Source organism: Pacificitalea manganoxidans (assembly GCF_002504165.1).
In the GTDB taxonomy this organism is placed as follows: Bacteria; Pseudomonadota; Alphaproteobacteria; order Rhodobacterales; family Rhodobacteraceae; genus Pacificitalea; species Pacificitalea manganoxidans.
Genome location: NZ_CP021404.1, coordinates 2,404,608 through 2,417,862, shown reverse-complemented (window position 1 = coordinate 2,417,862; position 13,255 = coordinate 2,404,608). Strand labels below are relative to the sequence as shown.

Below are 13,255 nucleotides of genomic sequence, written 5' to 3'. Positions count from 1 at the left end.
CTCATCCGCGTGGTCGGGCAGGGGTCAGGGTCGCGGTCCGGGGCTTGACAGCCGGGGTCGGTTCGGCCATAAGCCCCGCACCCGGCGGCTCCCCGTGATCCGACCGGGTTGATTTTTTGGGGAAAGGCCTGTGGCTCGCTGCACCTGTCCCCGTCCTGCAAAACCCATGCCCAGACAGGGCACGCAGTTCGAGGTGGCCAGTGGCCGGAACGCCCGGGATAAACCGGGGACCACAGAGCGCGGGCAACGAAAAGGAAGACAGCACATGTTCGCAGTGCTCAAGACCGGCGGCAAACAGTATAAGGTGGCCTCCGGTGACATCCTACGCGTCGAGAAGCTTGCCGCTTCCGCCGGTGAGACCGTCCAGTTCAACGATATTCTGATGGTCGGCGGCACCATCGGCGCCCCCTTCGTCGAAGGTGCGGGCGTTCAGGCCGAGGTCATCGACCAGATCAAGGGTGAGAAGCTCATCCACTTCGTGAAGCGTCGTCGTAAGCACGGCTCGCAGCGCACCAAAGGCCACCGCCAGCAGCTGACCCTGCTGCGTGTGACCGACATTCTGGAATCCGGCGCGGCTGACAGCGGCGTGAAGGCCGCCATCGGCTCTGGCTCCGTGTCCGGTGCCGCCGTCGAAGCCGCAGCGCCCGCTCCGAAGGCTGCCAAGAAGCCCGCCGCTAAAGCCGAGAAGGCCGCGCCCAAGGCTGCTGCCGGTGGCGACGACCTGAAGAAGCTGTCGGGTGTTGGTCCCGCGCTTGAGAAGAAACTGCACGAAGCCGGCGTGACCAGCTTCGCCCAGATCGCCGCTTGGAGCGACGCAGACGCCGAAGAATTCGGCGAGAAGCTGAACTTCAAAGGTCGTATCGAGCGTGAAGGCTGGATCGATCAGGCCAAAGAACTGGCCAACGGCTAATCGAGACATAGGAGAACAGCGATATGGCACACAAAAAAGCAGGCGGTTCCTCCCGTAACGGTCGCGACTCTGCGGGTCGCCGCCTCGGCATCAAGAAATTCGGTGGCGAAGCCGTCATCCCCGGCAACATCATTGCCCGTCAGCGCGGCACCAAGTGGTGGCCGGGTCAGGGCGTCGGCATGGGCAAGGATCACACGATCTTTGCAGTCGCCGATGGTGCCGTGACCTTCCACAAAGGTCTCAAGGGCCGCACCTTTATTTCGGTCCTGCCCGCAGCGGAGGCTGCCGAGTAACCGAAACCCTCGACCAGGTCGATGGATAACATTCGGGGGATCGGCCAGCGCCGGTCCCCTTTCGCGTTTTCAATCGCGACAGTTCCTGCCCCGTCCCGCTCGGAGGAGAGCACGGCGCGGCAATGACGCCAGATCAGGGCGGAGGTTATCGGCCTGTATCCTATGTATGAAATTGACGAGTATGGGCGGCCTCTGCGGGTCGTCGCCGTAACGCACCTTGCGGAGGAGGGAGCCTTGACAGGGACACCGACCATCATGCTGGACCCCCAGCCTACCATCGTGGCCGACCGGATCACGCTGCGCCCCCTGCGGAAGTCCGACAAGGGCCTGATGCAGCATTACGCGGGCGACGAACGTGTGGCGCGCTACACGCAGACCGTGCCGCATCCGTTGCCGCCGGGCACCGTGGAAGGTGTCATTGATCGCGCACTGGCCCCTGACCGGACCGAAGATGTCTGGGCCATGGATGGCAGCGCGACCGAACTGGGTGAACTGGTCGGGATTATCAAGCTGAAGCGGATGGAGCCGGTGCGCGGCGTGCAGTCCGAAATCAGCTATTGGGTGGCTCCGGCGATGTGGAACACCGGCCTCGCGTCAGAGGCCGTGCGGGCCCTGCTAGACGCCAATCCCCATCAGGCCGACACGATTTTTGCAGCCGTGTTTCAGGATAGCCTTCCGTCGGCGCGGGTGCTGACCAATGCAGGGTTCGAATATATCGGCGATGCGGAAGCGTGGTCCGTGGCCCGCAATGCAAAGGTGCCGACCTGGACCTATCTCAAGAAGCTTTGAGGTCCGCGCGCCGTGCGGGCCTCTCTTGCGGTGCGGGCTGATCCGGTCTACGCCGCGACCACTTACCAGCAAGGGCGTGCGCGATGAAATTTCTCGATCTGGCCAAGGTCTATATCCGTTCCGGCGGCGGCGGCGGGGGCTGCATCTCGTTCCGGCGGGAGAAGTTCATCGAATACGGCGGTCCCGATGGGGGTGATGGCGGCGATGGCGGCGATGTGGTGGCTGAGGCCGTGGACGGTCTCAACACGCTGATCGACTTTCGCTATCAGCAGCATTTCTTTGCCAAGAACGGCCAGCCCGGTCAGGGGTCCCAGCGCACCGGGCGCGATGGGCCCGATGTGGTGCTGCGCGTTCCCGTCGGCACCGAGATCCTCGACGAAGACGAAGAGACCGTCATCGCGGACCTGACCGAAGTGGGCCAGCGGGTCGTTCTGGCGCGCGGCGGCAATGGCGGCTTCGGCAACCTGCATTTCAAGACCTCTACCAACCAAGCCCCACGCCGCGCCAATCCGGGCCAGCCGGGGGTCGAACGCACTCTGTGGCTGCGGCTGAAGCTGATCGCCGATGCCGGTCTGCTGGGTCTGCCCAATGCGGGCAAATCGACATTTCTCGCCGCCACGTCCAATGCGCGGCCCAAGATCGCGGACTATCCCTTTACTACGCTGCACCCCAATCTGGGCGTCGTGGGCGTGGACAATGCTGAATTTGTCATCGCCGATATTCCGGGTCTGATTGAAGGCGCGCATGAAGGCCGGGGGCTGGGCGATATGTTCCTTGGCCATGTGGAGCGCTGTGCTGTGCTGCTGCATCTGGTCGATGGCACGTCCGAGACGGTGGCCGAGGATTATCGCACCATTATCGGGGAGTTGGAGGCCTATGGCGGCGAATTGGCCGACAAACCGCGTGTCACAGCCCTCAACAAGATCGACGCCCTGTCCGACGAAGAGCGCGAGGAGCGGGTCGCGGAGCTGACCGAAGCGCTCGGCCATGCGCCCATGCTGATGTCAGGTGTCTCGCGCGAGGGTGTGACGGACGTGCTGCGCGCGGTGCGTGCGCAGATCTCCGAAGACCGTCTGCGTCGCAAGCGGGCCGAGGATGGCGAGGAGGAGGACGCACCGTGGCGTCCCTGACGGCGACGGAGCAAACAACCAGCAGCGGCGTCGCGCCCGATTTGGCAAGCGCGCGGCTCGTGGTGATCAAAATCGGCTCGGCGCTTCTGGTGGACCGGGCTGGGGGGGGGCTGCGCGAGGACTGGCTAACGGCCCTGGCAGAAGATGTCGCCATGCTGAAGGCACGGGGCACGGGCGTGATCCTCGTCTCATCAGGCTCCATCGCGCTGGGGCGCGGGGTTCTGGGTTTGGGCTACGGCGCGCTTGCACTGGAGCAAAGCCAGGCCGCCGCGGCGGTCGGTCAGATCCAGTTGGCCCGCGCCTATGAGCAGGTGTTGGGCCCCCATGGCATTACCACGGCGCAGGTGCTTCTGACGCTAGAGGACAGCGCCGACCGCCGCCGTTACCTGAACACCCGGGCGACCTTGGCACAGCTGCTCAGCCTCGGCGTGGTGCCGATCGTCAACGAAAACGACACCATTGCCACGGATGAGATCCGGTTCGGGGATAACGACCGGCTGGCTGCGCAGGTGGCTGTGACGGTGGGCGCGGATCGGCTGGTTTTGTTGTCGGATGTGGACGGGTTCTATTCCGGCAACCCCAAGGACGACCCCACCGCGACGCGTTATGATGTGATCGACCGGATCACGCCGGAGATCGAAGCGATGGCGGGTGATGCCGGCTCTGGCCTGTCCAAAGGCGGGATGAAGACGAAGCTGATGGCCGCGCGCACCGCCACCGCAGGGGGATGCGCCCTCGCCATCACCGAAGGTTCGGCACTGCGTCCGCTCAGCGCGTTGGAGCAGGGCGCGAATTGCACATGGTTCACCGCCGGAGAAGATCCGCAGATCGCACGGAAACGCTGGATCGGCGCGATGAAGCCGCGGGGCACCGTGGTGCTGGACGCCGGTGCTGTCGATGCCTTGAGCCGCGGAAAATCCCTGCTGCCCGCTGGGGTGCGCGCGGTGAGCGGCAGCTTCGGTCGCGGCGATCCGGTGCGGATCGAAGGCCCTGACGGTGCGGGGCTTGGCGTAGGGCTGACCCGCTATACCGCGGCAGAGGCCCGCGCGATCAAGGGGCACCGCAGTGATGAGATCGAAACGCTGCTCGGCTATCCCGGACGCGCGGCGCTGATCCACCGCGATGACATGGTGCTGTAAGGGGCCGGACGCACCGGCCCCTCAGCGCAGGCTCACGCCCCGGCGACCGTTTCCGCCAATGCGTTGATTTCCTCCGCGATAATCTGAGGGTGATCTTCGGGCGTGAAATGCAGTCCGCCTTCGATCCGGCGCAGCGGCGCGTTCAGGTCACGCGCCAGCCGCTCGCCATACTCGATCTTCTGGAATTCATCGGCGGCCCCCCAAGCCACGCGGGCCGGGATGTTCAACGTGGACAGGCGGTCCGAGATCGCCTTCGTATCCTCGACGTTCAGAGATTGGGTTTGGCGCACAAATGCCTCGGCCCCGTCATGCGCCTCATAATGGGGCATATGCGCGGCCAGCGCCGCGTCGGCAGCGGCCTCGGTCTCGTGACCCTTGGAGAACATCATCTTCAGCAACTGGCGCAGGGCCCCGTCGGGGGCGTGCTGGGTGATCGAGCCCGTCGCGGCGACAGCGCTGACCAGCGGCACGGGCCACGAGTCGTAGCAGATGGCGTTGGTCAGAAAGAGGCCGCTGACCATTTCAGGATGGCGCACGGCGGCGATCTGCGCCACGCCCCCGCCAAGGTCATGCCCGGCAAGGATCGCACGGTGGATACCCTGAGCGCGCATCCACGCGACAAGATAATCAGCCTGCGTTCCGACCGAGATATCCCGGTCCCGTCCTTCGGGGATAGAGGCGCCGTAGCCGGGCATTTCCCACGCCAGCACGCGCCGGTTCCGGATCAGCGGGGCGACGTCGCGCCACAGGGCGGGGCAAGTGGGGATGCCGTGGATCAGAATAACGGGGTCGCCGGAGCCCGTCTCTTCCCAACGCATGGTGATATCTTCGACGCGCGCGGTATGGGTTTGCATGATGCGGTCCTTTCCTTGAGCGATTGCTCAAGGGCCAACACCGCGCCGCCGGGATCGTTCCTGCCTGTGACAGGGATCAGCGGAACCCCACCGTTTTCGCCCTATGGCATGAAGAACCCGGCTGTGGGGGCACAGCCGGGGCAGATCAATGGATCAAGCCGCGATCACATATCAGCGAATTTGATCGACTCGCCGCAGCCGCAGGCTTCGGTCACGTTGGGATTGTTGAACTTGAAGCCCGATTCCAGCAGCGAGGTCTCATAATCGATCTCAGTGCCGAACAGGAACATCTGCGCCATGGGGGCAATCATCACCCGCGCGCCATCCTGTTCGACCACCTCGTCATGGGGGTCGATTTCGGCGGCGTAGTCCATGGTGTATTCCATGCCAGCACAGCCGCCCTTCTTAACGCCGATCCGCAGCCCTTCATGGCCGTCCTTCAGCATCAGGCGGGAAATCTGCGCCGCAGCGCGGGGGGTCATGGTGACGGCTTGTTTGCCGGGGATACCGAACATCTCGAACTCCGATCGTTCTCGATACTGAATCTAATCACCGCATCTGCCGGTTCCAAGGGGGGCAGGGGCAGTGGCGTCATCCGCAAAATCAGAATGTTTTGCGGGTGACCGGTATATCACATGAAGCCGAGCTCTAGCCGGGCTTCGTCGGACATCATTTCCATGCCCCAGGGCGGATCCCACGTGATGTCCACATCGACCTGCTTCACGCCGTCCAGCGGCTCGATCGCCTCGGCCAACCAGCCAGGCATCTCACCCGCTACCGGACATCCCGGCGCGGTCAGGGTCATCAGGATGCCAACTTCGTTCTGGTCGGAAATGTCGATCGTATAGACCAGCCCCAGATCGTAAATATTCACCGGGATTTCCGGGTCATACACGGTGCGGCAGGCCTCGACGATATTGTCGTAAAGCGGGTGCTCTGTCGAAGACGGACGGATGAGCGGCGCTCCTTCGAGCGGGGTGCTGTCTGCGGTCATGGCTGCCTCGGATGTTTTCCGACTAATCATATAAGAAATGAGGGCGGCAACGTCCAGTGCGCGACCATCGCAGAATACGCATGGCCCTTGCCCGGATGAGGCCGCCCCCCAACGCAGAAAGCGGACCCGCAGGCCCGCTTTCCGTCACTCAATTATCCGTGTCGACTGCCGGGGGGCGATTATAGCCCGTTCCAGCTTTCTTCCAGCGTCGCTTCGCTTTCGAGTTCCGTCGCGGCGGCGGCATCGTATTCAGGCATGCCTTCCAGATCGGCCTCGGTGTAGCCGCTCAGCTTGAACTGGCCTTCTTCGGCGGCGTAGTTCATCTGATCGAGCGACAGGGCGATGTCGTCTTCGCCCAGACCAAGGAACCCACCGATGCCGACCACGGCGACGATGTCGTTGTTCAGACGGGCAAAGCCGTCGATTTCACCGACAGACTTGCCTTCGGCATCAATCACGTCGGCACCGATCAGCTCTGCAATCTGCATGCCTGCGGCGCCGGAATAGGCCTGCTCGAAGTCGAACGCACTGGATGCGGTATCGGTGCCAATCACGCCGCCCACATCAGCGTCCGTTTCGGCTTCGCCGCTTGCGGCCATGTCGCCGGTGGCGTCAACATCGGCTTCGCTGTCGACCGCCGTGTCGGTTTCGGCATCCGCTTCGGCGCCGGTCGCGTCATCCATCATCGGATCAGCGGCCATGTCGGTTTCCGCGTCAGCGTCGGCGTCAACGCCGCTATCGGCGCCGGGGGCCGCGACATCGACATCCGCGTCGGTTTCAGCTTCGGTATCGGTGACAATCTCGGCGTCATCGCCGGGCGCCACTGTGGCGTCCAGTTCAGTGCCCGCGCTGACGGCGGCATCGCCGCCCACGGAGGCACCCGTGCCATCGGTGATGAGGGGATCGGTGGTGTTGGCATCCTGCGCGAACGCGCCCGAGGTAAGGGCGATAGCGGCGGCGCCGGAAAGAAGGGCTGTTTTCATAGCAAACATTGCGAGAACTCCATTTTGTCCGTCTGTGACGTCTGCCTGTTCAACCCCGCCCCGGTGATGCGGTTCCACTATGGTTCCCGGTTAGGGAAGGTTTGCGGTGGAGAATCCGACGATGGGCAAAAAATTGCCCGCCTCATGCAAAAAGCCGCCGTTTCGGGAGGGAAACGGCGGCTTGACAGGGCGTGGCGTGAGGAGGCGCCGTCAGCCCTTGTTCATGCGGTTCTCGATCAGATCATCGACAACCGACGGATCGGCGAGGGTGGAGGTGTCGCCAAGCGCGCCGTAGTCGTTTTCGGCGATCTTGCGCAGGATGCGGCGCATGATCTTGCCCGAGCGGGTTTTCGGCAGTCCGGGGGCCCACTGGATCAGATCAGGTTTCGCGATGGGGCCGATTTCCGTGCGAACCCACGTTTCCAGATCCTTGCGCAGCTCATCCGAGGGCGTCTCGTTATTCATGAGCGTGACATAGGCATAGATGCCCTGACCCTTCACGTCATGCGGGTAGCCAACGACGGCGGCTTCGGCCACCGCCTTATGAGCGACGAGCGCGCTTTCGACCTCGGCCGTGCCCATGCGGTGACCCGACACGTTTAGCACGTCATCGACCCGGCCCGTGATCCAGTAATAGCCATCCGCATCGCGGCGACAGCCATCGCCGGAGAAGTAATAGCCGGGATATTGCTGGAAATAGGTTTCCTCGAACCGCGCGTGATCGCCCCAGACGGTGCGCATTTGACCGGGCCAGCTATCGGCGATGGCCAGAACACCTTCGGCGGCGGTGTCGTCGATGACTTCCCCGGTGTTGGGTTCCAGAAGCACCGGCTGCACGCCGAAGAACGGCTTGGTCGCGGAGCCGGGCTTCGTCGGGATCGCGCCGGGCAGGGGGGTAATCATATGCCCGCCGGTTTCGGTCTGCCACCATGTGTCCACAATGGGACAGCGGCCCTTGCCGACCGTCTCGTTATACCACTCCCAGGCTTCGGGGTTGATGGGCTCGCCCACGGTGCCCAGCAGGCGCAGGCTCGACAGATCGTGCTTTTCAACCCATTCGCTGCCTTGCCCCATCAGTGCGCGGATCGCGGTGGGGGCGGTGTAGAACTGGTTGACGCCATGCTTGGCGCAGACCTCCCAGAAGCGTCCGGCATCGGGATAGGTCGGCACGCCCTCGAACATGAGCGTCGTCGCGCCATTCGCCAGCGGCCCGTAGACGATGTAGCTGTGGCCCGTGACCCAGCCCACATCCGCCGAACACCAGAACACGTCGCCATCATGGTAATCGAAGGTCAGCTGATGGGTCATCGCCGCGTAAGCGAGATAGCCGCCAGAGCTATGCACCACGCCCTTCGGTTTGCCGGTGGAGCCCGAGGTGTAGAGGATGAACAGCGGATCCTCGGCCCCCATCGGGCGCGGCGGGCAATCGGGGGCGACGGTTTTCATCATCGCCTTCACATCGACATCGCGCCCGTCGATCCAGCTGATCTGATCGCCGGTATGCTTGACCACCAGACAGCGCACCTTGTCGGAGCAGTGCAGCAGCGCGGCATCGGTGTTGGACTTCAGCGCCGTGCGCTTACCGCCCCGCGGCGCGGTATCGGCGGTGACGACAAGCTTCGCGCCGCAATCGTTGATCCGGTTGGCCAGCGCATCCGGCGAGAAGCCGGCGAAGACGATCGAATGAATGGCGCCGATCCGCGCGCAGGCCAGCATCGCATAGGCGGCCTCCGGGATCATGGGCATGTAGATCACCACCCGGTCGCCGCGCATGACGCCTTGGCTCAGCAGCACATTGGCGAACCGGCAGACGTTTTCGTGTAATTCGCGATAGGTGATGTGCAGCGCCGGGTCGGTGGGCTCGTCCGGCTCCCAGATGATCGCGGTCTGGTCGGCGCGGGTGGCCAGATGGCGGTCGATGCAATTGGCGGCGACGTTCAGAACGCCGTCCTCGAACCATTTGATCGACACCTCACCCAGCGTGAAATTCGCGTTCTTCACCTTGGTAAAGGGTTCGATCCAGTCGAGACGCTTGCCCTCTTTGGCCCAGAACGCATCCGGGTCGTCGACGGATGCCTGATACATCTGCTCGTAGCGGGCGGCATCCACATGCGCCTTGGCGACGAAACTGTCGGGAGCGGGATGAGACGATTTCTCGGTGTCGAGCATGGGTTTCCTCCGGATGGCTGACCGCCTCCCCCGGCGGTCTTTCGCGTTGCCGGCACTCTGGCCCTACGGGGGCGGGCCGGCAACAGGACATTGGTCCAGTCCGCCGGAGGGTTCAATCCTCCCCCGGCGGAACGGGTGGCGGGCCTAGATCGCCAGATATTCGGCGCGCAGGGCGGCATCGTCGAGCACCTCGCTCGCCAGCCCGTCGAACACGATCTGTCCGGTGTCGAGGATCACCGCGCGATCGGCAAGTTCCAGTGCGCGAATGGCGTTTTGTTCCACGATCACCGTGGTGATGCCCAGTTCTTTGATGTGGATCAGGGTTTTCTCGATCTCGTCCACGATCACCGGGGCCAGACCTTCGTAGGGTTCGTCCAGCAGCAGCACCTTGATGTCGCGGGCCAGCGCGCGGGCAATGGCAAGCATCTGCTGCTCGCCGCCCGACAGGGTCACGCCCTCCTGTTTGCGCCGTTCGCCCAGACGCGGGAACAGCTCATAGAGCCGCTGGATCGACCAGCCCACAGGCGGCGCGATCTGCGCCAGTTGCAGGTTTTCCTCGACGGTCAGGCCGGGGATGATGCAGCGGTCTTCGGGGACCAGCCCGATCCCCGCCATCGCCGCCTGATGCGCACGCATAGTGTGCAGCGGCTGATGATCGAGCCAGATTTCGCCGTGGTTCACCTGCGGGCTGTCCATCCGCGCGATCGCCCGCAGGGTGGAGGTCTTGCCCGCTCCGTTGCGGCCCAGCAGCGCGAGGATTTCGCCTTCATGGACGTTAAAGTTGACGCCCTGCACGATGTAGCTTTCGCCGTAATAGGCATGCAGATCCCAGACCGAGAAATAGGCCGGGGCCGTGGCCGCGTGGTTTGCATGCTTCGAGAAGTCGGGTCGGGTGTTCATGTCGGTGCTCCCTGTCGCGCGCAGGCGCTCAATGCGCGGCCGTGGCGTGCTGGGTGGTGCCAAGATAGGCTTCTTGGACCTTGGGATGGCCCTTGATGTTTTCGGGGGTGTCTTCGACCAGCGGCGTGCCTTGGGCCAGCACCGTGATCCGGTCGGCTAGGCTGAACACCACATGCATGTCGTGTTCGATGATCGCCATTGTGATGTCGCGGCTTTCCTTGATTTCCCGCAGCAGGTCGATGGTGTTGTTGGTGTCGGCGCGCGCCATGCCCGCTGTCGGCTCGTCCAGCAGCAGCAGACGTGGCTCCTGCACCAGACACATCGCCATTTCCAGCCGCCGCTTGTCGCCCCGGCTGAGCGAGGCGGCGTGCATGTGCCGTTTGTCGACCATGTTGACGTCCATCAGGATCTGCTCGGCCTTCTCCGCCATGTCCCGCTGGCTGCGCACCGAACGGATTGCGTTCAGTTCGAACGCCCCGTCGCGGCGGGCAAAGCAGGGGATCAGCACGTTTTCGAACACCGTCAGATCGCCAAAGATCTCGGGCGTCTGGAACACGCGGCTAATGCCCATCTGATTGATCTGATGCGGGCTGCGTCCCAGAACCGACTGCCCGTCGAACATGACCGAGCCGGTATCGGGGATCAGCTTGCCCACCAGACAGTTGAGCAGGGTGGATTTACCCGCGCCGTTGGGGCCGATGATCGCATGCACGGACTGTTCGGCGACGCTCAGGTTCACGTCTCCCAGTGCCTGCAACCCGCCGAAGCGCTTGTTGACGCCTTTGACTTCGAGGATGCCCATAGCGGTCTCTCCTTATTCTGCGGGGTTCTGGGAGGCGCCGCGCTGCTGCGCTGCGTCCGCTTCGGGGCCGGTGGCGTTGCCGTCGCGACGGCGGAACATACGTCCCACCCGCTGCCCGCCTTCGACCAGCCCGCCGGGCAGAAAGATCACGATCAGCATGAACAGCAGGCCCAGCGTCAGGTGCCAGCCGGGGCCGACGAAATGTTCGGCCACGAACACGACGCCGTTTTCCAGCCCGTCGGGCAGGGCGCTGACCCACTGGTGCAGCGTCGCTTCGTTGATCTTCGAGAAGATGTTCTCGAAATATTTGATGAAGCCTGCGCCAAGGATCGGCCCGATGAGCGTGCCCGCGCCGCCGAGGATGGTCATCAGCACCACCTCGCCCGAAGCCGTCCACTGCATCCGCTCCGCGCCCGCCAGCGGGTCCATCGAGGCGAGAAGCCCGCCCGCAAGACCGGCATACATGCCCGAGATCACAAAGGCCGCCAGCGTGTAGGGCCGGGTGTTGAGGCCTGTGTAATTCATCCGCTGCTGGTTCGACTTCACCGCACGCAGCATCAGCCCGAAGGGCGACCGGAAGATCCGCATCGAGATGTAGAACGCCACCAGCAGGATCACCGCGCAGAGGTAGTAGCCCGCGTTGAACTGGAAGCTCCACGCGCCTGCGTCCATCACCCAGGTCGAGCGCATTTCCATCCCGAACAGCTCCGTCACCGGCAGCGACGTGGCAGCCCCGCCGCCGTCCAGAATGCGCGGATCGCTCAGCGCCAGTTGCAGCCCGGTTTCACCATTGGTGATCGGCGTCAGCACCGAATAGGCGAGGTTGAACGACATCTGCGCGAAGGCCAGCGTCAGGATCGAGAAGTAGATCCCCGACCGCCGCAGCGAGATGAACCCGATCAGCAGCGCAAACAGCCCCGCCACGACGACCGACAGGATGATGGCCGGGATCACGTTCATGCTCAGCAGTTTGAACATCCAGACCGCCGAATAGCTGCCCACCCCCAGAAACGCCGCGTGCCCAAAGGACAGGTAGCCGGTCAACCCGAAGAGGATGTTGAACCCCACCGCGAAGATCCCGAAGATCACGAACCGCTGCATCAGGTCAGGATAGCCCGCGTTGAACTGCGCCATCTCGGAGCCTGCGGGAAACGGGTTCAGCAGGAAGGGGGCGAACAGCGCCAGCGCCGCCACGATCAGCAGAACGGTAATGTCTTTCTTGTCCAGTCCCATGGATCAGGTCTCCATCACGCCTTTGCGCCCCATCAGGCCGCGCGGCCGGGTCAGCAGGATTACAATTGCCACCAGATAGATGATGATCTGGTCGATGCCGGGCAGCAGGTCTTTCACCGCGTTCATCGATGCGAAGCTTTCAAGGATGCCCAGCAAGAAGCCCGCCGCCACCGCCCCGGGGAGCGAGCCCATGCCGCCCACGACGACGACGACGAAGCTCAGCACCAGAAAATCCATGCCCATGTGGTAGTTGGGCGAATTGATCGGCGTATACATCACGCCCGCCAGCCCGGCGACGGCCGCCGCCAGCCCGAACATGATGGTGAACCGGCGGTCGATATCGATGCCCAGCAGGCCCACGGTCTGGCGATCTGCCATGCCCGCGCGCACCACCATGCCGAAGGTGGTGAATTGCAGGAAACAGAACACGGCGCCGATGATCAGGGCCGAGAACAGGAAATAGACGAGCCGCCAGTAGGGGTAGATGATGGCATTCGGATCGAACCCCAGCAGCACCCCGAAATCGAGCGAGCCGCGGAACATGTCGGGCGCGGGCGTCGGGATCGGGTTGGCCCCGTAGTAATGCTTCACGATTTCCTGCAGCACGATCGCCAGACCAAAGGTCACAAGGATCTGGTCGGCATGGGGCCGCTTGTAGAAATGTTTGATGAGCCCGCGTTCCATGACATAGCCCACGATCAGCATCACCGGGATCGAGAACAGGATCGCCAGCGGCACGGACCAATCGATGATGGCGGCGCCGATCTCAGGCCCGAACCAATTTTCGATATAGGGGGTCTGCACCTTTAGCGGCTGGCCGAGGAAATCGGTCCGCTCCGGATCGATCGTGGTCACGCTCAGGTTCAAAAGCTTGTTCAGGGTCACCGCGCAGAACGCGCCGATCATGAACAGCGCCCCATGCGCGAAGTTGACCACCCCCAGGGTGCCGAAGATCAGGGTCAGGCCAAGTGCGATGAGCGCATAGGCGCTGCCCTTGTCCAGACCGTTGAGAATTTGCAGCAATATCGCGTCCATGGATGCCGTTCCTGCGCCTGCCTG

14 protein-coding genes are annotated in these 13,255 nt (G+C 63.6%); 5 read left to right on the top strand and 9 right to left on the bottom strand.

What is annotated here, in order from left to right; genetic code table 11:
• Positions 1–265: 265 nt before the first annotated feature.
• From CBW24_RS10920 to proB, 5 genes are all read left to right on the top strand, one after another.
• Positions 266–910: a 50S ribosomal protein L21 gene (locus CBW24_RS10920; protein ID WP_097373592.1), complete on the top strand. Its 645-nt coding sequence runs from the start codon at positions 266–268 to the stop codon at positions 908–910.
• Positions 911–933: 23 nt separating this feature from the next.
• Complete coding sequence (gene rpmA, locus CBW24_RS10915; RefSeq protein WP_088661608.1) at positions 934–1,203, top strand: 50S ribosomal protein L27; 270 nt, start codon at positions 934–936, stop codon at positions 1,201–1,203.
• A gap of 255 nt (positions 1,204–1,458) precedes the next feature.
• Positions 1,459–1,992: a GNAT family N-acetyltransferase gene (locus tag CBW24_RS10910; RefSeq protein ID WP_088661891.1), complete on the top strand. Its 534-nt coding sequence runs from the start codon at positions 1,459–1,461 to the stop codon at positions 1,990–1,992.
• Between the two features lie 83 nt (positions 1,993–2,075).
• Positions 2,076–3,122 carry a GTPase ObgE gene (obgE, locus tag CBW24_RS10905; protein WP_097373591.1) on the top strand — a complete coding sequence of 349 codons (1,047 nt, stop codon included), beginning with the start codon at positions 2,076–2,078 and terminating at the stop codon, positions 3,120–3,122.
• 41 nt (positions 3,123–3,163) lie between these two features.
• The gene (proB, locus tag CBW24_RS10900) at positions 3,164–4,261 is read left to right on the top strand and encodes a glutamate 5-kinase (RefSeq protein ID WP_232530315.1); all 1,098 of its coding nucleotides are present in this window, start codon (positions 3,164–3,166) and stop codon (positions 4,259–4,261) included.
• Positions 4,262–4,293: 32 nt separating this feature from the next.
• Here the strand turns inward: proB and CBW24_RS10895 are convergent, their stop codons facing one another.
• The 9 genes from CBW24_RS10895 to CBW24_RS10855 all read right to left on the bottom strand — a co-directional run bounded on the left by CBW24_RS10895 (position 4,294) and on the right by CBW24_RS10855 (position 13,231).
• Positions 4,294–5,115, bottom strand: a complete 822-nt coding sequence (locus CBW24_RS10895) for an alpha/beta fold hydrolase (RefSeq protein WP_097373590.1) — start codon at positions 5,113–5,115, stop codon at positions 4,294–4,296.
• Positions 5,116–5,279: 164 nt separating this feature from the next.
• Complete coding sequence (locus CBW24_RS10890) at positions 5,280–5,630, bottom strand: HesB/IscA family protein (RefSeq protein WP_088661611.1); 351 nt, start codon at positions 5,628–5,630, stop codon at positions 5,280–5,282.
• 116 nt (positions 5,631–5,746) lie between these two features.
• Positions 5,747–6,109 carry an SUF system Fe-S cluster assembly protein gene (locus CBW24_RS10885; RefSeq protein ID WP_088661612.1) on the bottom strand — a complete coding sequence of 121 codons (363 nt, stop codon included), beginning with the start codon at positions 6,107–6,109 and terminating at the stop codon, positions 5,747–5,749.
• Positions 6,110–6,288: 179 nt separating this feature from the next.
• Positions 6,289–7,101, bottom strand: a complete 813-nt coding sequence (locus tag CBW24_RS10880) for a PRC-barrel domain-containing protein (RefSeq protein ID WP_097373589.1) — start codon at positions 7,099–7,101, stop codon at positions 6,289–6,291.
• A 201-nt stretch (positions 7,102–7,302) separates the two neighbouring features.
• The gene (gene acs, locus CBW24_RS10875; RefSeq protein ID WP_097373588.1) at positions 7,303–9,261 is read right to left on the bottom strand and encodes an acetate--CoA ligase; all 1,959 of its coding nucleotides are present in this window, start codon (positions 9,259–9,261) and stop codon (positions 7,303–7,305) included.
• A gap of 144 nt (positions 9,262–9,405) precedes the next feature.
• Positions 9,406–10,161, bottom strand: coding sequence for an ABC transporter ATP-binding protein (locus CBW24_RS10870; RefSeq protein ID WP_088661615.1), 756 nt, complete (start codon positions 10,159–10,161; stop codon positions 9,406–9,408).
• A gap of 28 nt (positions 10,162–10,189) precedes the next feature.
• Complete coding sequence (locus tag CBW24_RS10865) at positions 10,190–10,963, bottom strand: ABC transporter ATP-binding protein (RefSeq protein WP_097373587.1); 774 nt, start codon at positions 10,961–10,963, stop codon at positions 10,190–10,192.
• Positions 10,964–10,975: 12 nt separating this feature from the next.
• Positions 10,976–12,196, bottom strand: a complete 1,221-nt coding sequence (locus CBW24_RS10860; RefSeq protein WP_088661617.1) for a branched-chain amino acid ABC transporter permease — start codon at positions 12,194–12,196, stop codon at positions 10,976–10,978.
• Between the two features lie 3 nt (positions 12,197–12,199).
• Complete coding sequence (locus CBW24_RS10855) at positions 12,200–13,231, bottom strand: branched-chain amino acid ABC transporter permease (RefSeq protein WP_088661618.1); 1,032 nt, start codon at positions 13,229–13,231, stop codon at positions 12,200–12,202.
• Between the last annotated feature and the right edge of the window lie 24 nt (positions 13,232–13,255).